Source organism: Acinetobacter schindleri CIP 107287 (assembly GCF_000368625.1).
Classification (GTDB): Bacteria; Pseudomonadota; Gammaproteobacteria; order Pseudomonadales; family Moraxellaceae; genus Acinetobacter; species Acinetobacter schindleri.
This window is the reverse complement of sequence record NZ_KB849578.1, coordinates 1-25034: the sequence shown is the minus strand read 5'-3', so window position 1 is coordinate 25034 and position 25034 is coordinate 1. Positions and strand designations below refer to the sequence as shown.

At 33.7% G+C, this 25034-nt stretch carries 36 protein-coding genes; 7 read left to right on the top strand and 29 right to left on the bottom strand.

Annotation, left to right across the window (positions count from 1 at the left end):
* Positions 1–74: 74 nt before the first annotated feature.
* From mobF to F955_RS13000, 3 genes are read right to left on the bottom strand one after another with little or no spacing between them, the layout of a single operon-like run.
* Positions 75–3305, bottom strand: a complete 3231-nt coding sequence (gene mobF, locus F955_RS13010) for a MobF family relaxase (RefSeq protein ID WP_004895554.1) — start codon at positions 3303–3305, stop codon at positions 75–77.
* The gene (locus F955_RS13005; RefSeq protein WP_034429782.1) at positions 3305–5407 is read right to left on the bottom strand and encodes a type IV secretion system DNA-binding domain-containing protein; all 2103 of its coding nucleotides are present in this window, start codon (positions 5405–5407) and stop codon (positions 3305–3307) included. The genes mobF and F955_RS13005 overlap by 1 nt, the downstream gene beginning before the upstream one ends.
* On the bottom strand, positions 5404–5793 hold the full coding sequence (locus F955_RS13000) for a hypothetical protein (RefSeq protein ID WP_034429780.1): 390 nt from the start codon (positions 5791–5793) through the stop codon (positions 5404–5406). Before F955_RS13000 ends, F955_RS13005 begins: the two co-directional genes overlap by 4 nt.
* A 474-nt stretch (positions 5794–6267) precedes the next feature.
* Here F955_RS13000 and F955_RS12995 point away from each other — a divergent pair, with 474 nt between their 5' ends.
* Positions 6268–6624, top strand: coding sequence for a hypothetical protein (locus tag F955_RS12995; protein ID WP_004895548.1), 357 nt, complete (start codon positions 6268–6270; stop codon positions 6622–6624).
* A gap of 45 nt (positions 6625–6669) precedes the next feature.
* On the opposite strand, the gene F955_RS12990 is transcribed toward F955_RS12995, so the two are convergent.
* Positions 6670–6957, bottom strand: coding sequence for a hypothetical protein (locus tag F955_RS12990; protein ID WP_004895546.1), 288 nt, complete (start codon positions 6955–6957; stop codon positions 6670–6672).
* A 158-nt stretch (positions 6958–7115) separates the two neighbouring features.
* Between F955_RS12990 and F955_RS16750 the strand changes: the two genes are divergently transcribed.
* The gene (locus F955_RS16750; protein WP_004895544.1) at positions 7116–7292 is read left to right on the top strand and encodes a hypothetical protein; all 177 of its coding nucleotides are present in this window, start codon (positions 7116–7118) and stop codon (positions 7290–7292) included.
* A 33-nt stretch (positions 7293–7325) separates the two neighbouring features.
* Here the strand turns inward: F955_RS16750 and F955_RS12985 are convergent, their stop codons facing one another.
* Entirely contained in the window at positions 7326–7583 is a 258-nt protein-coding gene (locus F955_RS12985; protein ID WP_004895542.1) for a hypothetical protein, read from the bottom strand.
* Positions 7584–8437: 854 nt separating this feature from the next.
* Here F955_RS12985 and F955_RS12980 point away from each other — a divergent pair.
* On the top strand, positions 8438–8668 hold the full coding sequence (locus F955_RS12980) for a hypothetical protein (protein ID WP_004895539.1): 231 nt from the start codon (positions 8438–8440) through the stop codon (positions 8666–8668).
* Between the two features lie 59 nt (positions 8669–8727).
* Here the strand turns inward: F955_RS12980 and F955_RS12975 are convergent, their stop codons facing one another.
* From F955_RS12975 to F955_RS12940, 8 genes are all read right to left on the bottom strand, one after another.
* Complete coding sequence (locus F955_RS12975) at positions 8728–9234, bottom strand: hypothetical protein (protein ID WP_004895538.1); 507 nt, start codon at positions 9232–9234, stop codon at positions 8728–8730.
* Positions 9235–9374: 140 nt separating this feature from the next.
* Positions 9375–10451: a hypothetical protein gene (locus F955_RS12970; RefSeq protein WP_004895536.1), complete on the bottom strand. Its 1077-nt coding sequence runs from the start codon at positions 10449–10451 to the stop codon at positions 9375–9377.
* A gap of 198 nt (positions 10452–10649) precedes the next feature.
* Positions 10650–10943, bottom strand: coding sequence for a hypothetical protein (locus F955_RS12965; protein ID WP_004895533.1), 294 nt, complete (start codon positions 10941–10943; stop codon positions 10650–10652).
* Between the two features lie 69 nt (positions 10944–11012).
* The gene (locus tag F955_RS12960) at positions 11013–11495 is read right to left on the bottom strand and encodes a hypothetical protein (RefSeq protein ID WP_004895532.1); all 483 of its coding nucleotides are present in this window, start codon (positions 11493–11495) and stop codon (positions 11013–11015) included.
* A 205-nt stretch (positions 11496–11700) separates the two neighbouring features.
* Complete coding sequence (locus tag F955_RS12955) at positions 11701–12255, bottom strand: hypothetical protein (RefSeq protein WP_004895530.1); 555 nt, start codon at positions 12253–12255, stop codon at positions 11701–11703.
* Between the two features lie 692 nt (positions 12256–12947).
* On the bottom strand, positions 12948–13490 hold the full coding sequence (locus tag F955_RS12950; RefSeq protein WP_004895527.1) for a hypothetical protein: 543 nt from the start codon (positions 13488–13490) through the stop codon (positions 12948–12950).
* 23 nt (positions 13491–13513) lie between these two features.
* The gene (locus tag F955_RS12945) at positions 13514–13807 is read right to left on the bottom strand and encodes a hypothetical protein (RefSeq protein ID WP_004895525.1); all 294 of its coding nucleotides are present in this window, start codon (positions 13805–13807) and stop codon (positions 13514–13516) included.
* A 46-nt stretch (positions 13808–13853) separates the two neighbouring features.
* On the bottom strand, positions 13854–14579 hold the full coding sequence (locus F955_RS12940) for an N-6 DNA methylase (protein ID WP_004895522.1): 726 nt from the start codon (positions 14577–14579) through the stop codon (positions 13854–13856).
* Positions 14580–14740: 161 nt separating this feature from the next.
* Here F955_RS12940 and F955_RS12935 point away from each other — a divergent pair, with 161 nt between their 5' ends.
* Positions 14741–15823: an AcrVA2 family anti-CRISPR protein gene (locus tag F955_RS12935; protein ID WP_004895519.1), complete on the top strand. Its 1083-nt coding sequence runs from the start codon at positions 14741–14743 to the stop codon at positions 15821–15823.
* Positions 15824–15947: 124 nt separating this feature from the next.
* Here the strand turns inward: F955_RS12935 and F955_RS12930 are convergent, their stop codons facing one another.
* The 9 genes from F955_RS12930 to F955_RS12890 all read right to left on the bottom strand — a co-directional run bounded on the left by F955_RS12930 (position 15948) and on the right by F955_RS12890 (position 19431).
* Entirely contained in the window at positions 15948–16229 is a 282-nt protein-coding gene (locus F955_RS12930) for a hypothetical protein (RefSeq protein WP_004895518.1), read from the bottom strand.
* Positions 16230–16252: 23 nt separating this feature from the next.
* Positions 16253–16669: a hypothetical protein gene (locus F955_RS12925; protein ID WP_004895516.1), complete on the bottom strand. Its 417-nt coding sequence runs from the start codon at positions 16667–16669 to the stop codon at positions 16253–16255.
* A 3-nt stretch (positions 16670–16672) separates the two neighbouring features.
* Positions 16673–16894, bottom strand: a complete 222-nt coding sequence (locus tag F955_RS12920) for a hypothetical protein (protein ID WP_228127696.1) — start codon at positions 16892–16894, stop codon at positions 16673–16675.
* Positions 16895–17059: 165 nt separating this feature from the next.
* Positions 17060–17362, bottom strand: coding sequence for a hypothetical protein (locus F955_RS12915; RefSeq protein ID WP_004895512.1), 303 nt, complete (start codon positions 17360–17362; stop codon positions 17060–17062).
* A gap of 12 nt (positions 17363–17374) precedes the next feature.
* The gene (locus F955_RS12910) at positions 17375–17779 is read right to left on the bottom strand and encodes a hypothetical protein (RefSeq protein WP_004895510.1); all 405 of its coding nucleotides are present in this window, start codon (positions 17777–17779) and stop codon (positions 17375–17377) included.
* A gap of 41 nt (positions 17780–17820) precedes the next feature.
* Positions 17821–18333 (bottom strand): hypothetical protein, encoded by a 513-nt coding sequence (locus F955_RS12905; protein ID WP_228127695.1) that lies wholly within the window; start codon positions 18331–18333, stop codon positions 17821–17823.
* Positions 18308–18619, bottom strand: coding sequence for a hypothetical protein (locus F955_RS12900; protein ID WP_004895506.1), 312 nt, complete (start codon positions 18617–18619; stop codon positions 18308–18310). Before F955_RS12900 ends, F955_RS12905 begins: the two co-directional genes overlap by 26 nt.
* A 145-nt stretch (positions 18620–18764) precedes the next feature.
* Positions 18765–19082: a hypothetical protein gene (locus F955_RS12895; RefSeq protein ID WP_004895502.1), complete on the bottom strand. Its 318-nt coding sequence runs from the start codon at positions 19080–19082 to the stop codon at positions 18765–18767.
* A gap of 55 nt (positions 19083–19137) precedes the next feature.
* Positions 19138–19431: a hypothetical protein gene (locus F955_RS12890; RefSeq protein ID WP_004895500.1), complete on the bottom strand. Its 294-nt coding sequence runs from the start codon at positions 19429–19431 to the stop codon at positions 19138–19140.
* Between the two features lie 473 nt (positions 19432–19904).
* Here F955_RS12890 and F955_RS12885 point away from each other — a divergent pair, with 473 nt between their 5' ends.
* Both F955_RS12885 and F955_RS12880 read left to right on the top strand, forming a co-directional pair.
* The gene (locus tag F955_RS12885) at positions 19905–20153 is read left to right on the top strand and encodes a hypothetical protein (protein WP_004895499.1); all 249 of its coding nucleotides are present in this window, start codon (positions 19905–19907) and stop codon (positions 20151–20153) included.
* A gap of 104 nt (positions 20154–20257) precedes the next feature.
* A complete protein-coding gene (locus F955_RS12880; RefSeq protein WP_004895497.1) occupies positions 20258–20695 on the top strand; it encodes a hypothetical protein in 438 nt (145 codons plus the stop codon).
* Positions 20696–20815: 120 nt separating this feature from the next.
* Here F955_RS12880 and F955_RS12875 read toward each other — a convergent pair whose 3' ends face one another.
* From F955_RS12875 to F955_RS12845, 7 genes are all read right to left on the bottom strand, one after another.
* Positions 20816–21064 (bottom strand): hypothetical protein, encoded by a 249-nt coding sequence (locus F955_RS12875; RefSeq protein ID WP_155757528.1) that lies wholly within the window; start codon positions 21062–21064, stop codon positions 20816–20818.
* Positions 21065–21189: 125 nt separating this feature from the next.
* Entirely contained in the window at positions 21190–21687 is a 498-nt protein-coding gene (locus tag F955_RS12870) for a hypothetical protein (RefSeq protein WP_004895493.1), read from the bottom strand.
* Complete coding sequence (locus F955_RS12865) at positions 21660–22175, bottom strand: thermonuclease family protein (RefSeq protein ID WP_004895491.1); 516 nt, start codon at positions 22173–22175, stop codon at positions 21660–21662. The genes F955_RS12870 and F955_RS12865 overlap by 28 nt, the downstream gene beginning before the upstream one ends.
* 45 nt (positions 22176–22220) lie before the next feature.
* Positions 22221–22727: a hypothetical protein gene (locus F955_RS12860; RefSeq protein ID WP_004895488.1), complete on the bottom strand. Its 507-nt coding sequence runs from the start codon at positions 22725–22727 to the stop codon at positions 22221–22223.
* A 54-nt stretch (positions 22728–22781) separates the two neighbouring features.
* Positions 22782–23423, bottom strand: a complete 642-nt coding sequence (locus F955_RS12855; RefSeq protein WP_004895487.1) for a hypothetical protein — start codon at positions 23421–23423, stop codon at positions 22782–22784.
* A gap of 40 nt (positions 23424–23463) precedes the next feature.
* The gene (locus F955_RS12850) at positions 23464–23643 is read right to left on the bottom strand and encodes a hypothetical protein (protein ID WP_004895485.1); all 180 of its coding nucleotides are present in this window, start codon (positions 23641–23643) and stop codon (positions 23464–23466) included.
* A 1-nt stretch (position 23644) separates the two neighbouring features.
* Positions 23645–24319, bottom strand: a complete 675-nt coding sequence (locus tag F955_RS12845) for a recombinase family protein (protein WP_004895483.1) — start codon at positions 24317–24319, stop codon at positions 23645–23647.
* 451 nt (positions 24320–24770) lie between these two features.
* Between F955_RS12845 and F955_RS16415 the strand changes: the two genes are divergently transcribed.
* Positions 24771–24977 (top strand): hypothetical protein, encoded by a 207-nt coding sequence (locus F955_RS16415; RefSeq protein WP_080543942.1) that lies wholly within the window; start codon positions 24771–24773, stop codon positions 24975–24977.
* Positions 24978–25034: the final 57 nt, after the last annotated feature.

Sequence of the window (25034 nt, the reverse complement as noted above, 5' to 3'; positions counted from 1 at the left end):
AAACTCAATAAACTATAATACTTTATATAGCTTACAATAGTTACAGTTAGGTACTCCAAAAGTTTCAAATTGCATCAAAATTCTATATCTAATCCCTTACCTTGATCAAATTGTTTTTCATTATTGCCTAATTGCGTTTCTTGAGCATAACTAGATTTGTCTTGCTCATAACCAACAGCGCCACGTGCAACATTTTTATCATGTGTAAATATTTTTAAATCGTGAGATGCCCTTGTTGCACCAACATAAAAAGCACGATTACCAAATATCTTACCTAAGTTTTTAATTGCTTGCTCACTGTTTTGTGTATTAGATAATTTATTACTATTAATTAGCATAAGCACATTCGTTTTTGTTAAGCCCTGGCTCGAATAAATTGTATTTGCATAGCCATGATCCCAATGATTAAATTCATCCTTTGGCATTCTTTTCTCTTGGTTCTTATCATCAATTAATACAATTTCATTACCCTGTATTTCCTTAAATGTGTATTTCTCACCATTCTTAAATTCACCATTACTTCGGTTAATTTTAATGAGATCACCTTTCCTTAACTCCTTTTGCTCTTTTTCATAAACTTCAATTTGATTTTTATTTTTGCTATTCCATTTTTGTTGAAGTCCATCTTTATCTTGCAAAACAAGTCCTTCTTCTTTTTTTCCACCATTTTGCTTATAAGTTTCAACCACTGTGTAATATTCATCTTTCTTGAAAGACACACCCTCTGGAGAGTAAGTTTTGTTAAACCTTAAAACATCACCTTTTGAATATTCAAGAATCTCGCCTTGCTGCGCTCTAGTTAAATTCTTGTTGGCATAAGTTGTAAATGCATGTTCTTCGCCTTGTAACTCACCCTTATCAATTTTTGCCTGTCTAACCATATCGTTTAGTATTTTTCGATCACTGTTAAAAGGTGTAATGATCATTGTCTTATTTCTTTTTTCAAGATCATTCGACATATATGATTTAACAACTTCTTCGTGTAGATCTAATTGATCATATTCCTTAACACTACCTTGCTTATCCAATAGATCAAATGCTTTAGCATTCTCTGATAATGTAATTTCTCCTTTTGCATTTTTTGCTGTAATTAGAGAAACAACATCCTTTAATTCTTGTGTTTTTTGTCGGTTAATATTTTGCATTGAAGAGAAAGACATTTCTTTCTGTAGAAGCTCAAATGGTTTACCGGCTTCAATAGATTGAAGCTGATTTTTATCACCTAGAAAAACAACTCTTGCATCTGCTGATTTAGCTAATTTCAAAACATCAACAAAACTCTCTTGCCCTGCGAAACTAGATTCATCAACAATCCAAATCTCGTTTTTTCTATCAAAATTATTCCCGGACTGATTAAGATTGTTTTGTAGCTTACTTTCATTGTATTTAAACATTGCAGTTGTTGTTGACGGTATTCCAGTTTCTTCTTCTAGTGTCTTTGCAGCAACGCCAGTTCCGGCCATTCCCTTTACAATAAAGCCATTTTTATCAGCAATCTTATTTAAAGCCGACAACATTGTAGTCTTACCAGTTCCGGCAAGCCCGTCTACAGCATGGTATCTACTATCCGTAGTGAAAATACTATAAATTGAATTTCGCTGACCTTCTGTGTAGTCAAATTTATTAAATTGCTCACGCTCTTTCAAATCGTCTTTTATTTGTTCCTCAGTTAATATTTTATCAACAGAATGTCTTTCTTCCCTCACATGATCAATTGACCAAATTTCACTATGAGCAAGTCTTTTTGTTGTAAGCTTCCCTGTATCGGACTGAACTAAAATCCCATTTTTTAAAAGCCTATCAAGCTCATTATTCACATCATCAATCTTAAACATTGCCTTAGATTTATTTAAAGCAGTTGCTTCAATGTTTGATCTAGTAACCAACATATCACGCTCTGTATGGTGTCCTACCGCATAGAAAACAGCTTCCCTTATAGCTCGCTCTCGATCTGATAACTCTTCTACGTCTTGCACCTTCTGATTTAATGCAGCATTAGTATTTCCTGGCACAGATTGTTGATCATCTTTTTTAAAGAAAGCCCATAAACGATCCATCCAACTTTTACTTATACCCTCATCATTTACGCCTGAATGCTCAGCGCTAGGGTTTTGATGTTCTTCCTTTGTCTTTGGCTGCCTATCGCCAATTGGGTCTTCCTTTGACCTCTCATGATCATGTACATCATGCTCATTTTCAGAATGTATTTCAGGCTTTCTATCTTCTCTATTATCTGAATTATCTTTTTCTTTATTGCGCCCTGGATTAATTTTTTCATCCGGTTTTTCTATCTCATTTTCATTTGTAGATTTATCTTTACCTGGGATAGTAAAGCCATTGTCATTATCACCCTTAACAATGACTTCTTTTTCTTTTTTCTGTCTCGGATCAACCAAGGTTTCAATGTATTCTTTAGTCAACCCAAATGAAGCAGCTCTTTCCGACCAATCATTATCTAAACTTTCTTGAGTAACATCTTTTTTCCTAGTTCTTGTATCAAGTGCTATGACTTCTCGAACACTAGCCGAAGCAGTAGAAAGATCAACACCTCTTTCCTCTGCATTTTCAAGCATAGCTTTTCTGCGTTGTGAAAATTCATCTATAACATCCTGGCTTATACCTGAAATTTCAAAATTACCATTCGCTTTAAAATCTAAATCATAACCAAGATCTTTTAAATTAACGGCCAGTTCTGAATTATAAATTGCACCAATCAATTTTTGATTTTGATAGATCTGCTCATTACTCATTGCTGACCACTCGCCCTTACTGTTTAGGGTCGCATTCATAACGACTGCGTGAGTATGTGTTTGCGGATCTAAATCACGGCTATTGTTATGTGAGAACAAAGCAGCAACTAAATTTTCTGTATCAACTTTCTGCATACTTCCATCAACACTAATACGTGTTTGTGCATATTTTTTTTCTACAAAATCTAATGTCGCTTTCACTGCATCTTCATGAGCATTTCTTACATCATCATCCTTAAAAACTTCTGAAATAATAGATACAGATTTTGGTGCTGAAAATGTTAAGTCAACACCTGGACGATGTTGCGTTACCGCAACACCATCCTCATAAGTAACACGACCAATTTTATTATCATCATCAATAGTTCCTTCCAAAAGCTCCTTAAATTTATCCGGATCGAAATCCTGATCAACTAAGCCTAAAACTTCTGCACCTTTACCATACCATTCTGCCTTTTCTAAGCTCTCAGCAGTTGGTTCTTTTGTGTAGTAGTTATCTTTTGAATAATAAGTGGAAGCCTGTGAAGAAGACTTTAAAGTGGTCATGCTCATCATTAGTTATTTTCTCCTGTAAAGTCATTCAACCCATCTAAAAGATTAGTTTGATAATGCTTTTCACTTTGCTTTGGTTTCACTGGAACCTCAATATCGTTAGCTACTTTTTTAGTCTCTTGAGAATCAACTTCTTTAGGATCAAGTACACCCTCTTCAACCTGCACCGGCTTCACTTCTTTAGGATCAAGTACACTTTCTTTAATCGGCAATTGTTCCACTTCACCGCTAGTAACGTTATCTTTTAAAGATAAATTAATTTCAGGCTTAGCAACATTCCCTTCGACATTTTGACCATTAACATTTTCATTAACATCCTGATTAACTGTATTTGCTTCTTCATTAATACCTTCATGCTTTTCATCTGCCATTTCCGATACCACATTTAAATCTATATCCTTTTCACGTGGAATATATGGAATTGCATTATGTGCATGTGGCACATACTCAGTTACAACTTTCGTTACTGGGTAGTCACCAACAATTTTTAAATATCCAACCAAATTTGGAAGGCTCATAATTTCAGATGGCATTACCACATTTCGTTCTTTTCGCTGACCATAAAAACTATCACCATCCCTACCATCAGTCACACCCATAGAACGTGACATATTCTTTTCATCAACTTCCATTTGGCCGATAATTTTAGAAAGTTTTTCAGCAGAATCACTATCGGTTACACGTAGAATTAATTTAGTTTGAAGTGTAGAAATAATTGTACTGCTTACATCTTTTCCGTATGTATGAACACTCTGGCTAAAATCTTGAAGTCCGATTAAGTGACATAAACCATATTTACGTGTATTGGTTAAAGATAGCACCAAATCATCCATTTTCTGCAATGTAGGCATTTCATCAATACACAACCACATTCTTTCTTTGTGAATAGCCGGAAGTGACATAGTGGCCTTAATAACCGTACTGATCCACAACGATATAATAGGTTTAATCGCTTCCTTTTGCTCTTCTTTTGTCGTGATAAAAACCCAACTATCATCTTCTTCTCTAACCCACTTTCTGATAGAAAATTTCTCACCATGATCTTTTAAAAATCTAAAAGGGGTTAAGTAGTTTAGAATCTGCATTTTAATGTTAATACCTGTCTTCTCAGTCTTAGGATCAACATAAGTTGCACCCGAAGTTCCGGCCAACATTTCATGCAATTCTTGTAGAGTGCTTAGTGAGATAGATTCAAATAAATGTTTATTTGTTTTTGTTCCCTCTTGACGACCTAGGACACGAATTACATCCGAAATTAAACGTCTAGCAGCCGGTGGGAAAAATTGATCTCCATTAGGTGTAATCGGAATTAGACCGTCACCAATTGAATCAATATGATGATCCTCTTCAACTTCATTCCAAACGCTCCATTGTGGGCAACGCTCATCAAATGGATTTAAAATAATGTCTTTTCCCTCACGGTAAAATTCTTGCGTAAATTCCCCACTAGGATCATAGATTACTGCCTTCTTTCCACGTGCTCTTACTTGTGCTAAGAAAGCACGTATTGCTTGAGATTTCCCCGACTGTGGCGCACCAACACAACAAATATTATTACCTTCCGATCCCTTGCGAATTGGAACCCCAGCAATAGTATAATGACTTGCATCATTTCTCTGATTTAAAATTTCTATAAGCTTCTCTTTTTCAACAAGCTTAGCACCCCTTAACTGCTCATCTTCCATGACATCACGGCCATAGTTATACCAGTACCAAATAAGCCCACCAACAATAGAAATACTTAAAATCAACCCTATAAGAAGTGCTCTTTCTACAGCCCACCAAAAACTAGATAAATAAGGCTCAATGATCTGCTCTGCTTCTTTAATCGAAACTTTTTCGGGAACCCCATTTATAAATAATTCAATCTCTTTATTTGGAACATTCAATGTGCTTTTATATGCAATTTCTAACTCTGTTTTAATTGCATAAAATTGTGTATTGTCTACCTTCAAATACAAAAAAAGCCCCATAACAAAGACTGTGATAAATAGACAAAGTATTAAGACATTTGATATGCCTGTGACAAACATTCTGAACTGGTGAGTCCATAACTCACTACCACGTGTGAAGTCTACAAACTTCGAGTAATTTTTCTTCTTCACTCTTTCTTCCCCTTGAAATTTGCATTTGCATAACTAATACCTTTTGCCTGCATACCTCTTATATCTTCACGATCTACTTTTTGCTGCATTAACAGACCAAGCATCATCATATAAATACCTCCAAAGTCTTCAAAATATTTATCATTAAGAGTATTTTCAGAACTGAATTTTTCCAAAGAATGATTAAGGTTCTTTTGAAATGAATCAACAATATCCTCCATTCGATCAACTTCATTTTTAAAAGCAATTGTATGCAAGTTATTGGTTAAAACTTCTTTCAAAAATGTAGCTAACTTTACCCCTCTAGCATCAGCCATTTGCTGATATGCACTTGCCACTTCACCATCTAACCTTATGCCAACTTGATGTGAATTTTTCAATTTCATACTCCCTTAAATCATTTCAAGTCATATTGTACATTATAAAAACAGTGATACCACTTAAGAACTTGTAATCAAAAGATATATGCTTGTTTTGCGATAACATTTAATTTTAAGCAATGATACCGCCTTAACTTATTGTTATATATATATTTTAAAAGGTTTTGGTGATAACATAAGCGATACCTTATAATATTTATATTTATTAATGACTTACTAAATTTTAATGCTTTATTTTGTTATCGCTTTATAATGCAACACAAAAAGCCTGAAACCCTTGCACAGTATGGGATACACGGCAAAGCATCGTAGATGCGTGGTGTGTGAAAAAAAAATCGTCATCCTGTGATGACATTTTAATCTGTAATCGCATTCTAGGCTTTTGAGTTAGTTGCTAGTGTCCATCCCTGTAAATAATAAGTTGCACCTGTATAAATTGACTTATAGAATAGATAAAAATCTTCACAACTGGAAAAACCCATGTCACAAAATGAAGTTTCAAATGATCAAAGCAATTCAGATACTAAACAAAATGAACATGCTCAAAATACTGATAATCAAGCAACGTCTACAACCCCATTAAACACATCAATTAAAAGTGATGAATCAGAAAATAATGATCCCACTAAAAATATGTCAAAAGCTGAAAAAAAGGTCTATGATGCAAAAGAAAAATTAAGACTAGCTGAGTTAGAATTAGAAAAGGAAAAGGAAGCTGAAAAAGAACGAAATACACAAGATATTGTAAAATTATTAGACAAGAAAAAATTGCTAGAAATCCCCCTCTCTGTATGGAAAAACAATCTAAAAGATATATCAGATTTATTAAATAGCTAAAAAAAAATGACTGCCTAAGCAGTCATTTTTTTTATCAATTAAGTATTAAGCAATCTTAATATCTTTCTCTTGATGGGTCTTTTTAAAATGATGTTTAACTGTGAACATTTCAGCTTGATTAAGCATGATTTTATGTTCTACAGCAAGTTTCGCTTGACCATCTACAAAAGTATATTCTTTATAGATTAAACGGTCTTTGTTCAACTTCAAAACAATCACTAGGTTTTTACCAAAGCATACTTTTGAATTAGCACTATGCTCGTAAATAGAACAAACTGCTGAACGCTTAACAAAGTATTTTAACTGTGATTTTGCTTGATTAATTGCTGACATTTTCTTTACTCCTAACCTTTCGGCTTGATGATTAATGAGTCTTAATTATATATAACCTAGGTTATAAATGCAATAATCTATGTCGAAAATAATCATGTTTTTTGTGAAAAAAAATACATATAATGCTCAATAAATTATCACTTAATCTAGGCTTTTATATGAACAAAAAATCTAAACTTGGGCTTTGTTTCATTGTCGGTATTGTTCTAATTTCCGCTATGGCTTACTTGTTATTTGGTGCTCAAGAATCAGGTAAATCATTAGGCTCTCTGCTTATCTGCGGTGCTTGTTTTCTTGCCTTGCTTGCCTATATAAACAAAATTAAAAACCTTTAATACAGACGTAAAAAAAGCCCTTTCGGGCTTATCTTATTTTAATGCTTCTTTTATTTCTTTGATAATTTCTTTACAGTGTTTTTCAGCTTCTTTAAATTCTTTTTGAGGGTTTATTCTCAAGTTTTTGTAATGATTTGAATCTTTAAAAATTTGGCAATGAATCTGTGTAATGTGAATATTAACTTTTAAACCGTTTACATATTTTGTGTACGTTGCCCCCTGTTTTTCTAGTCCTTTAATGCAATCTAATTGATTTGAAATCATGCTTTTCATTGCTTCAATTGTAAACATTTTTCGTTACTCCTAACCTTTCGGCTTGATGATTATTGAGTCTTAATTATATATAACCTAGGTTATAAAATCAAATAATAAAACCTTTATAAAACAAAGACTTATATTTATTTTTGATTAATTTAATCAATATTTATCTATATAAATCAATAGGTTATTCTTTTTCAATCCTCAATGAAAGAAATCTGTAGGCGGTGTCTACCGCCACAGTCGAGATATTTGATAAAAAAACTCCCTACTCCTTGATTACAACAATCCCTTAAGTCGGTTCATCCGTGGTGGCAACAAAACAAAATTTAGTGATCAATAAAAATCTGTGATTTTTTGAAGAGCACTACATTTTGTGACATGAAAAACAAAATAAAAAATAAAATTTTAAAATGATTATTATGTCTGTGGAGCTTGTCGGGCAAAGCCATTCCCTGTGTAAAACCTTGTGGTAAAACTTATGTTTTTCCACAATGGTTATGCACAGATCAGGAATGGTGTTCGCTTGCGATTGTCCACAAATCCACAGACACAAAAAACCTGAAATTTACTATCACAATGAAGTTTTCAGTATTTGAATTAAGCCAGGCTTAGCTATCTAAAACTTTATAAAAATTCATGACAGCGTTAGGGATATTGCCCGAAGGGTCAAAACATTTGTGATAAAAAAATATGTAAGGAAGGCTATAAAATTCAGGTTCAAGCTTGCTTGAAACTAGAGTTTTAAGGCTTGCTTTTATATTTTTCACAAATGGTTTGAGCGCAGCCAATAAGCCCGACCTGAAAGGGAACGCCCCAAATAAAAATAGAAATAAATATAACCTGTGTTATACTCAAGTTAAATGTAATTATGGAATTTTTAATAAGTGACTGACGACCAAGATCAAAAGAAAACACACCCAAATGTTGCAAAAGCAATTACTAAATTTAAAGAAAAAAAAGAACGTATGCCGATTGGTATAGATCTTTATTTGTCAAAAGATGCAGAACTTTCAGCTTATGAAAAATGGGAAAATCTGAAATCAAAAAAGGCATTTATTATGCTGTGCTTGGAAAATGCCGATGAAATTTTAGAAATGTTTGATAAGAAAAAATAGCTGTGTTTTTTGTTGCGGTAACGCAACAAAAAAAAGAGAGCCGAAGCCCTCCCCTTACATTAATCAATAATTATATATATGTCTTCACTCAAAATTCCTGAGTTCTTTTTTAGAAAATCTTTGGTGTAATCTGAAAAGAAAACAGCCAAATTATTGATTAAACTTTTATTTCGATCATGTGCCCAAAAGCATAAATGACTTAATGCAAATAGATTGACTGCAATAGAAAATTCTAAAAGATTAAATTTTGTTTCAAAACCAAAATCATTGCTAACATTGAAAATTGTATCTTCGTTGCCTTGCAATATGAAAAAGCCGTTGTCCATTTTCCAATAGCCACTTTTATATTGTTCACCGCCTAACTGGTTAGCAAAATGAAAAACATATTGCTCATAAGCATTCAGAAATTCCCACATAACATTGCTAGTTTGATTTTCTTGCTCATCGTCTTGGTGAGCCTTGAACATGTTCAAATATTTGAGCTTGTCTAACTCATAATCGCCCATCAAAAGCACTTCTTCATCTGTTAAATGTACCACTTCTTTTTTCACTTCAATTGCTGACATTTTCTGTACTCCTAACCTTTCGGCTTGATTGATTATTGAGTCTTTATTATATATAACCTAGGTTATAAATACAATAATCTATGTCGAAAATAAAAGATTTAAATCAAAAAAAACCACTGTTTCCAGTGGCTTTTTTAATCTTATCTTCTCGTCAATCTTGCTAAAAATTCCATTTCTGATAAGTCTAAAAACTTGCTTAGTGCATCAATCAGTTCTCTTAAATCATAGATTCCACCGTTATTGTATGAGTCAAACGCCCCTGTGATACTATCCATTAAATAGCGGTTGTTTTCACGCTTAATAAGATGAATTGAATAATCGTTTTCGCAAAATATTTCATCTATATCATCTGAGTCTAGTTCGCTTAAGATGTGATAACCATCCTTTTTGAGTGTGTACTCGTCAAGCGTTCCAATACGCAATTTTTCTACATGATCACTATCATTTAAATCTAAAATTTCATTTAGATATTTGATTAAACCCTGCAAAATTTCGACTCGAAGACCTTTAAAATTTTTTAAATTGCTTGGCATAGATAACTGTGTGATTGCTACAAGGTTGCTATAGATCGCCAGTTCAAATATACCCATCTCACCATCATCATTTAACTGGTGAACAGTCTCAGGCAAATAGCACCCATTCCCTAGCAACCAATTAACGTTCACATCATAAAATAGAAAATCACACATTCTTGAAAATTCTTGCAGAACTAATTTTTTATACTTATCCATGAACAATTTTAAATCTGCATAGTCCAGACCTAACAACGATAAAAGATCATTCAGGCTTGAATCTGTAGCCCCTGCATACTCTTTCAGGATTTGAATAAATGTGTTTTCATCAGTGCTATAGTTTTGAGTATTTCCAGTATTAGGCATCTTTAGATTACCCACAAAATAATCAGCTTCACCGTTTAACTTCTTTTCGCCTACTGGCTTAATTAAACAATAAATATCTTCTGTGCTTCCTGCATGACTCAAGATATTTTCATACATTTTTAAACAATGATTTAACTGTGTTTCATCAGTGCAATGCATGATCTCATCTGTATTAAAATTTTCTAAATGTGAATAAACTTCTGATTCAGTCATTGATTCATCAAGCGAAGTTATTAACACTTGAACCGTACACCCATCTAAAAATAACTTTGCGCCCTCTGCTTCTTGCATAGTCTTTAAACCAAGGCGTTTAAATGTATTTAAAAATTCAGTTTTCATTCTCGATACTCCTAACCTTTCGGTTTGATTGTTTGCTGAGTCTTAATTATATATAACCTAGGTTATAAATACAACTTTTTATTAGATAATAAATATATATAAAACAATAACTTATGATTTATTTTGCCTGGTTTTAACCATAATATAGTCAATAAAATCAATGACATAAAAAAACCACTGTTCCCAGTGGCTTAAACTTTAGTTTTTTAGCTCGGTGGCAATAAATTCTATTACCTCCCTGAAATGTTTATCACTTGTCACCCAGTACGGCAATTCCTGTTTAATGGTAAAATTTAAATGTGAACTTTTAAAAAATAAACCTCTTCTTTCGATTGAATAACAGCAAGCCCATTCCTTTTTTTTCTTGTTATGGTGCAAATATACGGCTTGATTTTTTTCATCTATAACAACTTTTAGCCCTCGTTTTTGAGCATAATTAATACTCGTTTTTGATACTTTCACAGCTTGCTTTATTTCAGTGTTTTCTGACATTTTTTTTCATTCCTTGCCTTAAGCATGATTTATAAAAGTGAAGAGAGAGCCGAAGCCCTCCCCTTTTTTTTATGCTGTAACTGCTTCCGATTCAGCTTTGATATGATCAAAAATTTTCGTCTGCAATTCGGAAAATGATTTTTTAAAATGTTCTTTCATTTCAAAAAAACGCCCATCAACTCGAACAAAAAAACTAAAATACCCTGCTGCAATTTCTTCTCTGAGCATAAAAATTTCATAACTGGTACTGCTATTATGGCGCAATGGTGGCAAACAGTTAAAAGCATCACTAAAGCGCTCTTGATCTATTTCTGTAATGCTCCCAAGGTCACTTGTTCTTTTATAAAAATCCTCTTCTAGCTCTACGGTTACAATAGGATTTTGATAACCCCACATTTTTAACTTTTCAGTTACAGCACTGATACTTAAATTATCGCCCAAGCTAAAAAACTCACCATCTTTTAAGTACGCATAGCTGTACATTGATTCCAGTTTTTTACCCTCAGACATATAGCTGTAAGAGATAATTTGGTCTTGATTAATTGCTGACATTCTCGATACTCCTAACCTTTCGGCTTGATTGATTATTGAGTCTTAATTATATATAACCTAGGTTATAAATGCAATCTTTTTACTTTAATTAAACCTTTATAAAACAATAACTTATAATTTATTTCGCCTGGTTTTAAACACAATATTGTTAATAAAATCAATGACATAAAAAAACCACTGTTTCCAGTGGCTTTTTATTTTCTGCTTAGGCTAATTTTGCCTTGCTTGGAATTGCACTTCCTTTTTGATCTGTTTTTTTACTTTCGGCTTGTTCTCCTTTCTCATTCTTAACACTTTGAGAGCCGTATTTTTTGCGAATATGGTTAATGCTTTTTCTGCTCCAACCTTGGCTTTTTTTCCCTGCAAATGACCATTTTTTATGTTTTGGATTCCATGAAAAGCCAAGCTCTTTTAATTTTTCTTTATGCTCCTTGGTTTCACCTGATAACCAAATCCACACGCCAATAATTTCAATTTTGATGCCGTCCAAATTAGCCCCGATAATTTCCTGAATTTTCGCATGAATAACTTGTTCAACTTCTGTTTGTTGTTCTTTACTTTGCCAAAATTTTTCTTCTGAATATTCGCTTTCCTCTTCCTGATCAATAAGGTTTTTTAACAAAAAATCATATTCTGCATTGATGATCTGCATTGTTTCAGTGTTACCGCCACGGTCGGGATGGTGTTTAAAACAAAGTTTTTGATAAGTCTTTTTAAGTTCTGCAATGCTGCTAACGTCTTTTAAAAATTGGATTTTCATTTTCTGTACTCCTAACCTTTCGGTTTGATTGAATCTTGAGTCTTAATTATATATAACCTAGGTTATAAATGCAATCTTTTTGCTTTAATTAAACCTTTATAAAACAATAACTTATAATTTATTTCGCCTGGTTTTAATTATTATTTTACTAATTAAATCAATGACTTATGTTTTTGAATTCTCAATGAAAGAAATCTGTAGGCGGTGTCTACCGCCACAGCCGGGATCTTCGCCTGTCCACCTTCCTACTCCCTGATTACAACAATCCCTTAAGTTGGTTCATCCGTGGTGGCCACAGAACAAGGTTTCGGGAGCCATAAAAATCTGTGATTTTTTGCAGCTCACTAATACCTTGTGACTGCAACAAATAAAAACTGCATATTGGCCAAAAACCTACTGTGCTATCACAACCACCATTTAAACCTGGGTGCGTTAGTGATCCTAGCCCGAACGGGGCGAAACGGAATTTATGACAGACCATCTTTGATGGTCCAGGCATAAATTTTGGTTCGATTTTTCTTAGCAGCTATGCTGCTTAGAAAAACTAGAGCACGACCTGAAAGGGAACGCCCAAAAAAAATAGCGCTTAAATAGCACTATTCTCTTCACAATACGACTCAAAACAAAATAACGCACACTAGCAACAAAAACACCTAAACCCCGCTTAAATCGCAAATGAGCGCAAAATAGAACTATCCACCTCTTTCTTCACGGAGTTTCATATTTTGTAAAGCATTTTCTAGTACAGCTATACTTTTGGTATAACTTTCAACTTCTGCTTCACCTTTCGCTATATTTTCTGCTTCTTGATCCTTGTCAATTCCCACAAGATCCCGATAGTTTTTTACATAAAGCCCCGAAAGATCTTCTTGGAGAACATAAAGAATTCTAAATAAATCACTCTTGGTTATTTTTTCTTGAACCTTAATAATATTCAGAATTGTATCTTTAAGTTTTGGCGTATCACTACAATTTTTGATTAACTCTAAAACCAATTCAGGCTTCAATGCAGCTTGATTATTTAAGAATTTAATCACAAGAAAAACTGTTGAAGCCGTCCAAACCACAGCATAAAGTGGTAAATGTGCAGTAATTGGAAACTCACCTACATAAGAGATAAGTACATAAGCAGCAAAGAAAAGAAGCCCGACACAAAGAATAGCGACAACAAGACGCTTAACATCCCCCTTATTATCTAATTCATTAGGTACATAAAAATAATCTGCATTTTCCATTTTTTGGAATCCTATTATATAAATTATGGGCGCATTACAGAAACTAAGCCCACGAAAATTAAAGTCATTACAGCACAACCACTCACATTAAATAAAGTTTCCGTATACCTTGAACTTTTATGATCCATCGAAAAAGCAAGCAAAATTACCAGGAAAACCCAACATAATGTCACCCATAGGCCGATCTTTATCGCTGTATCAAATACAAGATCAATGTTGTCTCGATACTTAGCAAATAGCCCAAAAGCTAACATCATTGCCAATAGCATCATCCAGTGGAAAAAAATATATCCAGTTCTTGTTTGATTTTTACTCATACCAACCTCAAAAGTCTGCCTAGCGTTTAGCTAGGCAGACCAAATATTAATGATTTAATTTTCGATACCATGCGCCGTGAACGTATGCCGGGGTAATCCACATTTCACGCATTTTTAACGTTAAACTATCACCAACAAATACACGGCCGGGAACATTCCACAAGCTAAGTTGCACATAGCACATCAGAGCCACTAGCCGATCAATATCGGTTCCCTCCATATAAAGATGCTTAGCCGGGTTAAATCCACCATCAATGACACATTTAACTTTTGCCAACAAAGTGGAACCTGCACCACAAGCCGGATCGACACAAGAGACATACCCTTTTTGTTTGATTAACTCAGGAATTTGGCCAGAATTCATTACTGCCAATAAATTTGAAATATGTGTAGGCGTAAAGTGTTGGCCATTGTGTGATGAACCAAATTCAAAGCGCATGTAAAGATCACCTAAAACATCATGTGGTAATGCACGTGCTTCCATCATTGCGATAAGTAAGCCAAACAAATGATGAATATTGCTTTTATCTTCCTTTGAATACTTGGCCATAATTTTGTGGTATTCATCTTCCAGGCTTTGCACAACTAGATTTTTACTGATACCGGACAAACTATTTCTTAAGGCACAAGCTGAACAAGTAACAAAGTCTTTAAACACTTCAAAACGGCTTTTGCTGCGGTCAATTTTAAGAAAGATTTCATCGAACAATTTTTCAAGTTCTTGAAATGAGAACTTCTTTTTAGTTGGCTCAAAATCCACATGAGAATTCATTTTCTCTCTACTCCTAACCTTTCGGTTTGATTGATAGTTGAGCCTTTATTATATATAACCTAGGTTATAAATACAACTTTATTCTTGCTGCAAATCAAGCTAGAGTTAAGCTATAGCATCGTAATGAATACTATTTATATTTTATATGGCAGTTCACATAAATGCGTAACAAAGACTTAGATCCTAAAATTGGATTACCTTTAAAAGTTATTACAGCCCGATTAGAGCACGTAAAAATAAATCTAACTGGTTTGATTAAAAGAGTTGAAGCGTATGCAATAGACCGCCAAAAATCAGATGATTTACATGAGTGTTTAATTAGTGGTGACGAGTGGACTTATGCAGCTTTAGATTGTAAAGATCCTATTTGGCGCACCCGGTTAAAAAGAACTCAGAATATTATGGGTATTCAATCTGAGTCTACGGAAATTCCCCTATCCTTTATCAACCAATTGCCTTGCAACATTGGTGAAATTATTACCCTGGGTTCCTGGTCACTTACAAAGAACATTTACCGCTTTGAAGATCAAGTAATCCAAATGCTTGTTAAAACGGAATACAACCGAAGTTTGCCCGGATTCTTACTTAACTTGCCTGACCTCGCAATTTACATCCAAACAGATAATGCAAATTTGTATGTGAATGATGAAATGGTCGTGGGGGTTATTTTTGCTAAAAACACACTTCATGATAAGCCAGTCTTGTTTACCACGGTATACACTGATTCAGGTATGGCCAAAACTATAACAATGAATTTCCCGGAAGATGGTGATTTTGATTCGACAGTTGAAGACTGCATGACAGACTTCATTGATACATTCTTTGATGAAAATAAGAAGCCGGATGAAGATGAAATTACAACCTACATGGAACTACAAAAAAAACTGATTAACCTGATTCTATGGTTTAGCCAAAAGGAACCCGATTTTAGAAATTTAACCAATGAGCCAGTCAAATATAAACCCAAGCTTGAACTTGTTAAACGTGAGCTGCGTTTATTTGAAGCAAATAAATATAAGCCAACCATTGTTGGTACTGAAACAAATCGGAAAATTAATGATGCGCTTAAACAGCGTGAAGATGATTTGAAAAGTGGAAACTATGTCACCACAAAAAAACCCCACCCACGTAAACCTCATTGGAACTTTTATTGGTTAGGTAAACGTGGCAGCCGTGAAAAGTGGGTGAACCATTGGATACCTTTTAAAATTGTTGGTGGAGTACCAAAAGATAAGATAGCTTAAGTAAGAATATGCACCTATTTAAAGACACATAAAAGGTGTCTTTAAATATTATTAATTTTTCGCAAAAATTTGAAAAGTGATTTTGCTTCAACATAAAAATAAGATTTTGAACTCTCGCTATGCCTTAACCCATCAACTTAGCAAAAAGCCATAGTATAAAATTTACTGTTCCAAACATGCCGAAGGCCATTACACTCTTTTGAAAGTGCATAGGATTCTTAGTGTTTGACTCCCCTATTGTCATTATTGCAAATGTAGCCACAAAACAAACAATCCATATCCAAAAAAGATAATTTCTAATGTCTTCAATACCAATGCCTTTACTATGGGAATACATAGCTAATGGAATGGCCAACAATAGAAGCGGTGTAAGTTTAATACCTGGGCTTTGATTAGATTCGGACATATTTCATACCCTCCAAAAAAGATTTATTGATAAAACTTTCTGTATTTCTCAATATCATAGGTTAATGTGTACTGAACGTTCCCATCACAAACATAAACAAAACTATCCTCATTTGAGCTTGAAACAGTTCCTAATACTGGTGAACCTTGGCCAGTCATTCCCACGCCAATGCCTGACGTATTATTTGCCTGTATAAAGCTCACTTGTTTACAGTTTTGCTTAAACATTTTAGCTGCACGTGCTTCATCTTTACTGATATAGCGCTTAGACGGATTATTTTGCGTTTCAAGCAATGTTCCAGTAAGAACCGATAGGCAGCCACCACCAAAGAATATGATTGCTAGAAACAGCCCACGCTCCCTTCCTGCTATCATAAAAATAAGCCCCGCAATAAGTAACAGCAAAGCACCTACGATTTGAAATAGATTAAATAATTCCACGACTCACCTTTTTTGATTTAAACCATGTTCATGCTTAGCTTGATTCTTTTCATAATCAATCAGCATTACACCTATACCAAGCCCACCTAAAGCAATAACCCATGCACAAGCAAAGAAATATGTTTTACGCTTAGGGTATTTGTATGCATATACAATTAAAGCAACGACAAAAACAATGCTTACAATGGTGATTAGAATTAATAAGAAAAACATTTTTTTACTCACAGATAATTCATGTTGCGTCAACGCAACAAGCAGCTTGACCAGGAACTAACCTTTAAGCCCTGGGCAAATACTTCAACAAAAATTTGTATTCGTTTTACTGACATTTTCTGTACTCCTAACCTTTCGGCTTGATAACTGTTTTATTTAGTTCTTTAATTCTATATTTCAATTCAAAAACGGTATAACAAGTTTGATAGTAAATCTTGGATCAAAGATAATGGCACAATAAAATGCCATGTATGCAGCTATCAAAAAAATCACAGATGCACCAACTATCATAAATCCCTTTTGTGGTCGCCAGTACATTTTCACCAAACCAAATAAAAACGCCAACCATCCAAATGCAAACATCCAGTTATAGAATTTCGCAATAAACTCAATCAATTGCTGTGATGGTGGTGTATTGTCACACCCAACCAATAAAACACTCAAAACGAGCATGACTGCTATTTTTAACTGATTTTTCATTAATCACCCTTCTTATTTTAGATTCTTTAATTCTGATACATAAACATCTTTATCAGCAGCTTCTTTAACTGCGTCAATCACCATTTTTTCAAATTGATTTATCTTTCTATCTTCTAGCGCCATATCGAACACATGCAAAATATTTTGATTATATTCATTTGAATAATGCTTTCCTTCTACAGCAACTTTTTTAAAATTTAGAACCTCCTGGTACTCGTTTTCATTAATTTCCCAGGGAAGTTTTGCATATAACATTGTTCCGAAAAAAAATACTGCTAAGAAAAATAGAGTGACCGAAGCACCCAACCAAACTTCATCCATCATTGATAAAACAACAAACATGCATAGAAAAATTGCTCCCAAAATAATCCAATTTACCGCACCAACATTGCTCCAGTAAAAGAAAAGCATATCCATAGAGTACTCCTAAGCCACAAAAAGCTGTTTTAGTTTATTTTTCATTGTTCACTTAATTCCTTATTCGTTGCCAATTGCAAGAAGCCATAACCTGAACAAAATCTAAAAATTTCCAGCATTTTTAAATGGGTAACTTGAAATTGCAAATGATCTACTTCATTTTCAAAGAAATCTTTAACTAAATGCGGTTGAAAAATTAGATTTAGGTTCGATTCCCACCAGTTTTTGCACTCTTCTATAATCTCACCTGTAAACGTATTGGTTGCTTTATATGCATCAATAAAAGGGCAATCCTGTAGGATCTCATTGATTTGCTCAAGGCACTTTAGATAACTTCTGAACTGTTTACAGCTCCCAAGCTCAGTAAGCATAAAATCCTCAAATTGGTACATCTTTGAGCCTAGGTAATCAATCCCATCATTAAACTCAAAATCAGGCTTAATTCCTTTAATTTCGCCCATAAAGTTAGGGTATCCAAACTGGCCAATACAGAAGTTTTTCAAGGCTAAGATTTTATATGGCATATCATCAACCTCCAAAGTGTCCGGCTTCATAAGTAAACACCATTCTGTTTTTATTGTTTTCAATCACCAGGGCAAGCTTTTGGTCATAATAACCACGGTATATTTTTACTTCTTCATCGGCTGATATGGTTAAACCTGAACGCTTATCTTTAACGTAGTTCATTTTGTTCCGAACCATATCAAGAAGATCTGTACCCAATGTGCGTGAAAAAGTCCCATAGGTAACTTGTTTCGCACCTTCTTTGAATTTCTTAAAAACATGGATTTCACGACTTGCATCATGCTCGATTAATTTATTAGCTATCCAATTTCCCACTTTCCAACACTCCTAACCTTTCGGTTTGATTGAATCTTGAATCTTAATTATATATAACCTAGGTTATAAATACAACAATATCAACACTATTTAAATAGTTATAAAACAATAAGATAAGATTTATTTACAACTTAAAAAACACTAATTAAGTCGTTGCGTCACCGCAACAATACTGAACAAATAATTCACTGCCACTCTCAACTGCATTCGTCAAATTTACCAATAAATCACTGTATTCTTGAAATTTATCGTCATTTTTATCTAGGTTTGATTCAGACCAAAACCCATCTAAATAACGCTGTAGATCCTCTAAAAACGCCACTGGAAGCGCATAAAGTTTATTGTGCTCAATGCTTGAACTCCCTAAAGCTCTTAATATTTTAGATTCAATTTGATCTATATGATTGATTAGACTCTTAAGTTCTTCACCTAATTGATTACTAAAACTTAGTTTGATACCCACATGATTCTCCAACATCAAAAAAAGCCAAGTTCTAACCTGGCTTTGGCTGACTGACTTATATTGCAGCAGCTTCTTTTTCAATCACAAGATCAATTTTATCCATGATCCGACTTGCTTGATACTTTGCACGATCTTCACTACTAGGTGGGATAACAAGTATTGTTTCAACCACTTCGCCTTTATGAAAGACGCTAATATTTTCATTTTCAGTTATTAAAATAGATAGACCGACTTTCCCGGTTGTGTGGTAGACCTGATCACAATACTGTGATTTTTTTATGTTTTCACGATTGGTGAATTGCTCTTCAACCAGTTTTAGAACATGGTTCCGGTTTAAATTACTTGGCATTTCTGCTACTCCTAACCTTTCGGTTTGATTGAATCTTGAGCCTTAATTATAGATAACCTAGGTTATAAATGCAATCTTTTTACCATAATTAAACCTTTATAAAACAATGACTTATGATTTATTTTGCCTGGTTTTAATTATTATTTTATCAATTAAATCAATAGCTTATGCTTTTTTAAATCCTCAATGAAAGAAATCTGTAGGCGGTGTCTACCGCCACAGCCGGGATCTTCGCTTATCCACCTTCCTACTCCTTGATTACAACCATCCCTTAAGTCGGTTCATCCGTGGTGGCCACAGAACAAGGTTTCGGGAGCCATAAAAATCTGTGATTTTTTGCAGCTCACTAATATCTTGTGACTGCAACAAATAAATAACCATAGTTTTTTTACTGATATAATTACAGATATTCAAATTAGTATTTTTATGGCTGATTATTAAAGCTTACCTCACTCAATCTATAGGGCTAAAGAATGACCAATGAAATAACATTTCCCATTTGGAAGAATGACCTTATTGAACAATTCAAAAAGATGCTCGGCAAAAAATACTTAAATGATGAAAATTTAGCTTTCCTTTTAGGTAATGAGAACTATCTATTTGATGACTATAAAACTGGTATCACAGCAAAAACCCATGCTCAACTAGCCTGGTGTGATAACAACCTCCAATATGAAGAAGGTAGACTTATTTCTTTAATAGAAAATGAAAAGCAGCTTTAAGCTTCTTTTTCGCTTAGGCTATTTAAAAAAGCTACTTGGAATAGCGGTGGTTTAGTGGTAATTTAGTGGTCAAAAGCAATGTGTTTGCTCAAGGGATGTTGACCATGTTTAAAGAACGGATTAACAAATTCGGTAAAGACGCAATTATTTCTTCAGCAGAGATAATTATCTCAAGCTATAACGCTTATATGGCTGCAAGTTTTGGTGATGCCTACCATAAACGCAAAGAAAGGGATGGCTCTTTTGTAGCTATTGCTTATGTTCCAATGAATAGCGGTGCTCATCATATTCATTATTTGATTCAGGCCGGAAAAGCTTATGATGGTACAGCATGGATTTTCACAGACATTAAAAATGCTATTAGATCAATCAAGCGCATAAAAAAAGATGCTGTCATCCGAACTTTAGATGATCAACAAATTACTCAATTGATCGCTAAAGAAAAAATGGAATCCGCACAGCTTATTGAAGCATCAAGAAATTTCAATCAAGGCAATAGATCAGACCTTATTAAAATCTTGAATAATGGAGATGATAAATAATGGCACTAATTAAATAAACTTATTGATATTTTTCTGATTTTATTTAAGATATGAATGATTAATTTTGCTGTAGTTTTTTTCAAGTGGATGCTCAAACATCCACTTTTTTTTACCTGGCATTTAATGGATTTTTTCTAACTCAATTTTTGCTCTATTAAAATCTCTGCCAATTGCAATATGGATCAAATTTTTACCTTCTTTATCTGCTACATAAATATATGGAACCCTATATTCTTCTAAGCATTCAATAAAATCATGAAATTTTATACGATCCTTAACTGGTAAATCACCTATAAATTTCCAGTCCTCTATTACAAAGCAACTATCAACGTCAAATTTAAGAACCTCTTCACCGGCCTGGTTGACCATGTGTAAATTTTCGTTTTCCTTACTTTTCAACTTAATATATTTAGATCTGATCCAGTTTAGAATAATTGATGTGAAAACAAAAAAAATATAAGCACCAAACAATACGATGACAATTTTTATGAAGATCATTTATCTTTCCCTTGTTCAGTTTCAGCTCTATATTCAATTTCTACCAATTTTCCTTTAAAAACCTCTCGTTCCTTTGAATTTATTCTATGAAAATAACCTACAATATTTCTTTTTTTATTGTTATAAAACAAGAAACTATCATCAAGTACAAACGGAAGATCTTTTACTCTATGGTGCTCGAAAATTAGTGGATCTTTAACCTGAATACTGTTTTCTTTCTCCATGTCCTTAACCCGAATTTTCTTACCATCAGCCCAAGATATATAGCAATAAACTTGATACCCCAATGCTTCTAGTTGCAGTGCTTTTCTCTTTACCATTACCATTCTAAGAAATTGTGATGGTATAGCTGTTCGGAAATGTCTTACAGCAACTTTAATAAGAAACCAAACAATAGCAAGCCCTATACCGTAGGGCACACCCACATAAAAGTAGTGTGCATAAAAATTATATATATCCATAAACCCTACTTTTGATTCTGCATTCTTCGCCATTGTGCCGGTGAAATATTATTAGCATCTTTCCATATACCAACCTTTTGTTGTTGTGCGTATGTCTCAAGATTTAAGATAACATTGTCGTTTAAATACTGCCGATAAGCCCATGCATACCCATATCGCACCATAAGCCTATTCACATTATCATTACCTTTTAAAACTGTTCCTATGACTCTCCCATAGCGATCTTCGCCATGTTCTTTGATATAGACTGGATGGTTGTAAACAAAATCAGAAAGCACTTGTTTTGCTTTTTGGCCAAATGGTTGCCCTAGTTCCGGAGCATCTATATTCGCCAGGCGAATTTTATACTGGACATTATCTTGAGTTAAGACAGTGATAGTATCCCCATCATGTACACCAACCACCCGGCCTACAAAATCAGCATAACTTAAGCAGCTTGCCCCCAGGGAAAGCACCACGATAGAAAAGCACTTTATTATTTTCAATGATCCACCAAATTTTACATAAAAGAATGCCCTCATTTTACAGGCTATCTCTAATGAGGGCATTTCTATTAACAACAAAAGTTATTTGCTTATAACTTTTTTGATCTGCTCAATTATCGAATTATTATTTTCATATTCAATGTAAGTTGCAGCCATGTTTTTATCATTCTGACTGCCTACAATCGCACCTTTAGCAGCAAGATCTAATACTCTTTTTATCTCTAAATTTGCCCAATGCATTTCACTTTGCAAACCTTTCAAATCACTAAAATTTAGACTGCTATTTTTCTCTAACATACAGTTTATTGTATTCACAAAAGTAGTGTTTTTCTCACCCAAAGCTATTAGTTGAGCAAGATCATCAACTTTCACTTTTTTTAGATCTTTCAATAAATCAATAGCGATCCAAATACACGGAACCCCAATAATAGGTATCATGATTTTGCCAAGATTTATATCAAAGTACACCCACAATAAAAACAACACAGTAATTGAAAGCACTATGTAAATACCGCATGATTTGGCAACTTCCATCAATCTAATTTTACGCTGCTCACTATGGGGTTTTACGGTTCCGTATATATTCATTTAGCACACTACAAAATATTTAAATGTTGCGTCACCGCAACGATAGATAAAGAATTAGATTTCATTTAATAAGCTTTCATTTTCATTAATAAAATCCTGATCATACACTTGATCCAGTAGCTTATATGTTTCAATCACTTCACTTAAAGTCAACACACCATCTTTTTTTATTAGATCTAACTGCTCTCTAACGACTTCATTATCACGATAAGCAATCAAAACTGGTTCCGATAAAAACAACCTTAAATCATCTTCAAAAATCGCACTTGTTTTGTACTTTATTTCAATACATTTTTTAAAATCATTTAATTTTGGATCATTTATATCTTTTAGAACATAATACTTATTTGTTGTTACCCACCCGTTTTTTTCTTCAAAATCATCAGGATTAACTTTTAGAAGATGTATGCATTGCTTATTGAATCGCCCTGGATAATACTCTTCACTAAATCTACTGCTAATTACATTTTTATTTGATTGAATTTCCACATCAGACATATAAGGCTTGTGTTCTGTATTAACTTTTAAATTATTTAGTATTTCTACCTTACCTTCTAGGAAAGAACTAGCTATTGAATACCCTGCGCTCTCAACTGCTTCTTTATAATCTTCTGATTCAACATCCAAGCTTGAGCAACCACTCAATGCTAAACCACTTAATGCCAAAACAACAATTTTCACTATCTTGTTTTTCAACTGTTTACTCCTAGCCTTTCGGCTTGTTAAGCCAATTAATTCAAATTAAATCATCACAACCATAAGCTGAACCAAAGCCACTACAAAATGCTTCATATTCAGGACAATCTTCATCCCATTCATAATGATCTACCCAATAGAGTAGGTCATCATCAGATTGCTTAGATAAGAATTCACAACCTGCTTTGTAGCCTTTCCTATACCATTCATTTTTTTCCATATTATGGCTCTAATTTACCTAACTGATTCTCTAAGTTAGCTTTTATAAAATCATTTCTCTCATCTGCCAGTGTTGGATCTTGATAAGCTATCCTCCACACTGTACTTCTGCTGATTTCATATTTTTTTTGCATTATCGAGTAGCAACAATTACCTAATATAATGTTTTCCATTACGTCTAGTTTTTGCTGTTTCTCTAGCTTAGGCTTTCTCCCCTTATATTTAGTGGGGTCTTTCTTTGCATTCTTAATTCCCTGTCTTTGCCTAATCTTTAGCTGTTTTTTGAAGAACTGGGCAAATGCAGAAAATATATTAGCATTCAATTCATCGTATGGATTTTCAACAGTAGGGCTTATATAAATAGCTTCTTCAATAAAGTGTATTGCTACACCCTTTGCTTTAATCTCTTCAATCAAACTCAGCAACCTAAGATGCCTTCTGCTTAACCGATCAAAACTAGCAAAATAAACGGTATCACCCTCACGGATATAATCCATTAATTTTAAAAGTTCCGGCCTATCTCCATCGAGCTTATCACCTTGAACTTTTTCAAAATAAATTTTCTCAACATCAAATCGTCTGAACTCTTCAAATTGACGTTCAAGATTTTGATCCTCTGACGATACACGTGCATAACCAACTTTGCAGCCTGTAACAGCCTTAGCTTGAACATTCATACTGAATTACAAATTCACTGGTAGCTTTTTATTATCCAGGTGAAGCACATCCGAATTTGCTTGATTAATATTACTCACACAACTTTCACATACCCACAACCCAAAATTCAATGCGACATTATGATTGCTGTCACAGAACGTGCATGGACGTGGAAAAACAATAATGCCTTGCTGCTTTGCAAAACTTGGTTGGTTCATATTACCCATTAAAACTTCCTCATTATGAAACATATTTCAATGAAACATTGTTTCATAAGTTCGTTTGGAACTCAATTGAAACATTATTTTAGACCTCTCAAAATGTTTCAATAGGGTATACCCTATTGAAGCATTTATTAAGAGAGTGTATTATAAAATTTATACACCAAGAACACACCAATCATATTTATTAAAAAAATGGTCGTTGTGTTGCGTCACCGCAACTAAAGCATAAGTTCAAAGGCTAATAAAAATGTCTCAAAACACATCTGAGAAAAAACATATAGTTATAAGTGAAAATAGTGAATCAATGCAGTCTATGCCTGAAATATCACTTAGCGGTCGCATATCCACCGACATAAAAAAACATCGTTATATAAAATGTTCTATGTGTTCAAAGGTTATTGATCAAACAAAAGAAAAAGCTGTTGATCACTCTTATTTATGTACTGGCTATTAAAGTCATCGTATTGCGACACATAGTTTGTCATTGGACGACACATAGTTTGTCATTGGA

Excerpts from the sequence above, each read along its gene's own strand:
- mobF (WP_004895554.1), bottom strand. The coding sequence starts at position 3,305 with ATGATGAGCATGACCACTTTAAAGTCTTCTTCACAGGCTTCCACTTAT.
- F955_RS13000 (WP_034429780.1), bottom strand. The coding sequence starts at position 5,793 with ATGAAATTGAAAAATTCACATCAAGTTGGCATAAGGTTAGATGGTGAA.
- F955_RS12995 (WP_004895548.1), top strand. The coding sequence starts at position 6,268 with ATGTCACAAAATGAAGTTTCAAATGATCAAAGCAATTCAGATACTAAA.
- F955_RS12990 (WP_004895546.1), bottom strand. The coding sequence starts at position 6,957 with ATGTCAGCAATTAATCAAGCAAAATCACAGTTAAAATACTTTGTTAAG.
- F955_RS16750 (WP_004895544.1), top strand. The coding sequence starts at position 7,116 with ATGAACAAAAAATCTAAACTTGGGCTTTGTTTCATTGTCGGTATTGTT.
- F955_RS12985 (WP_004895542.1), bottom strand. The coding sequence starts at position 7,583 with ATGTTTACAATTGAAGCAATGAAAAGCATGATTTCAAATCAATTAGAT.
- F955_RS12975 (WP_004895538.1), bottom strand. The coding sequence starts at position 9,234 with ATGTCAGCAATTGAAGTGAAAAAAGAAGTGGTACATTTAACAGATGAA.
- F955_RS12970 (WP_004895536.1), bottom strand. The coding sequence starts at position 10,451 with ATGAAAACTGAATTTTTAAATACATTTAAACGCCTTGGTTTAAAGACT.
- F955_RS12965 (WP_004895533.1), bottom strand. The coding sequence starts at position 10,943 with ATGTCAGAAAACACTGAAATAAAGCAAGCTGTGAAAGTATCAAAAACG.
- F955_RS12960 (WP_004895532.1), bottom strand. The coding sequence starts at position 11,495 with ATGTCAGCAATTAATCAAGACCAAATTATCTCTTACAGCTATATGTCT.
- F955_RS12955 (WP_004895530.1), bottom strand. The coding sequence starts at position 12,255 with ATGAAAATCCAATTTTTAAAAGACGTTAGCAGCATTGCAGAACTTAAA.
- F955_RS12950 (WP_004895527.1), bottom strand. The coding sequence starts at position 13,490 with ATGGAAAATGCAGATTATTTTTATGTACCTAATGAATTAGATAATAAG.
- F955_RS12945 (WP_004895525.1), bottom strand. The coding sequence starts at position 13,807 with ATGAGTAAAAATCAAACAAGAACTGGATATATTTTTTTCCACTGGATG.
- F955_RS12940 (WP_004895522.1), bottom strand. The coding sequence starts at position 14,579 with ATGAATTCTCATGTGGATTTTGAGCCAACTAAAAAGAAGTTCTCATTT.
- F955_RS12935 (WP_004895519.1), top strand. The coding sequence starts at position 14,741 with ATGCGTAACAAAGACTTAGATCCTAAAATTGGATTACCTTTAAAAGTT.
- F955_RS12930 (WP_004895518.1), bottom strand. The coding sequence starts at position 16,229 with ATGTCCGAATCTAATCAAAGCCCAGGTATTAAACTTACACCGCTTCTA.
- F955_RS12915 (WP_004895512.1), bottom strand. The coding sequence starts at position 17,362 with ATGAAAAATCAGTTAAAAATAGCAGTCATGCTCGTTTTGAGTGTTTTA.
- F955_RS12910 (WP_004895510.1), bottom strand. The coding sequence starts at position 17,779 with ATGGATATGCTTTTCTTTTACTGGAGCAATGTTGGTGCGGTAAATTGG.
- F955_RS12905 (WP_228127695.1), bottom strand. The coding sequence starts at position 18,333 with ATGAAGCCGGACACTTTGGAGGTTGATGATATGCCATATAAAATCTTA.
- F955_RS12890 (WP_004895500.1), bottom strand. The coding sequence starts at position 19,431 with ATGCCAAGTAATTTAAACCGGAACCATGTTCTAAAACTGGTTGAAGAG.
- F955_RS12885 (WP_004895499.1), top strand. The coding sequence starts at position 19,905 with ATGACCAATGAAATAACATTTCCCATTTGGAAGAATGACCTTATTGAA.
- F955_RS12880 (WP_004895497.1), top strand. The coding sequence starts at position 20,258 with ATGTTTAAAGAACGGATTAACAAATTCGGTAAAGACGCAATTATTTCT.
- F955_RS12875 (WP_155757528.1), bottom strand. The coding sequence starts at position 21,064 with ATGGTCAACCAGGCCGGTGAAGAGGTTCTTAAATTTGACGTTGATAGT.
- F955_RS12870 (WP_004895493.1), bottom strand. The coding sequence starts at position 21,687 with ATGGCGAAGAATGCAGAATCAAAAGTAGGGTTTATGGATATATATAAT.
- F955_RS12865 (WP_004895491.1), bottom strand. The coding sequence starts at position 22,175 with ATGAGGGCATTCTTTTATGTAAAATTTGGTGGATCATTGAAAATAATA.
- F955_RS12860 (WP_004895488.1), bottom strand. The coding sequence starts at position 22,727 with ATGAATATATACGGAACCGTAAAACCCCATAGTGAGCAGCGTAAAATT.
- F955_RS12850 (WP_004895485.1), bottom strand. The coding sequence starts at position 23,643 with ATGGAAAAAAATGAATGGTATAGGAAAGGCTACAAAGCAGGTTGTGAA.
- F955_RS12845 (WP_004895483.1), bottom strand. The coding sequence starts at position 24,319 with ATGAATGTTCAAGCTAAGGCTGTTACAGGCTGCAAAGTTGGTTATGCA.
- F955_RS16415 (WP_080543942.1), top strand. The coding sequence starts at position 24,771 with ATGTCTCAAAACACATCTGAGAAAAAACATATAGTTATAAGTGAAAAT.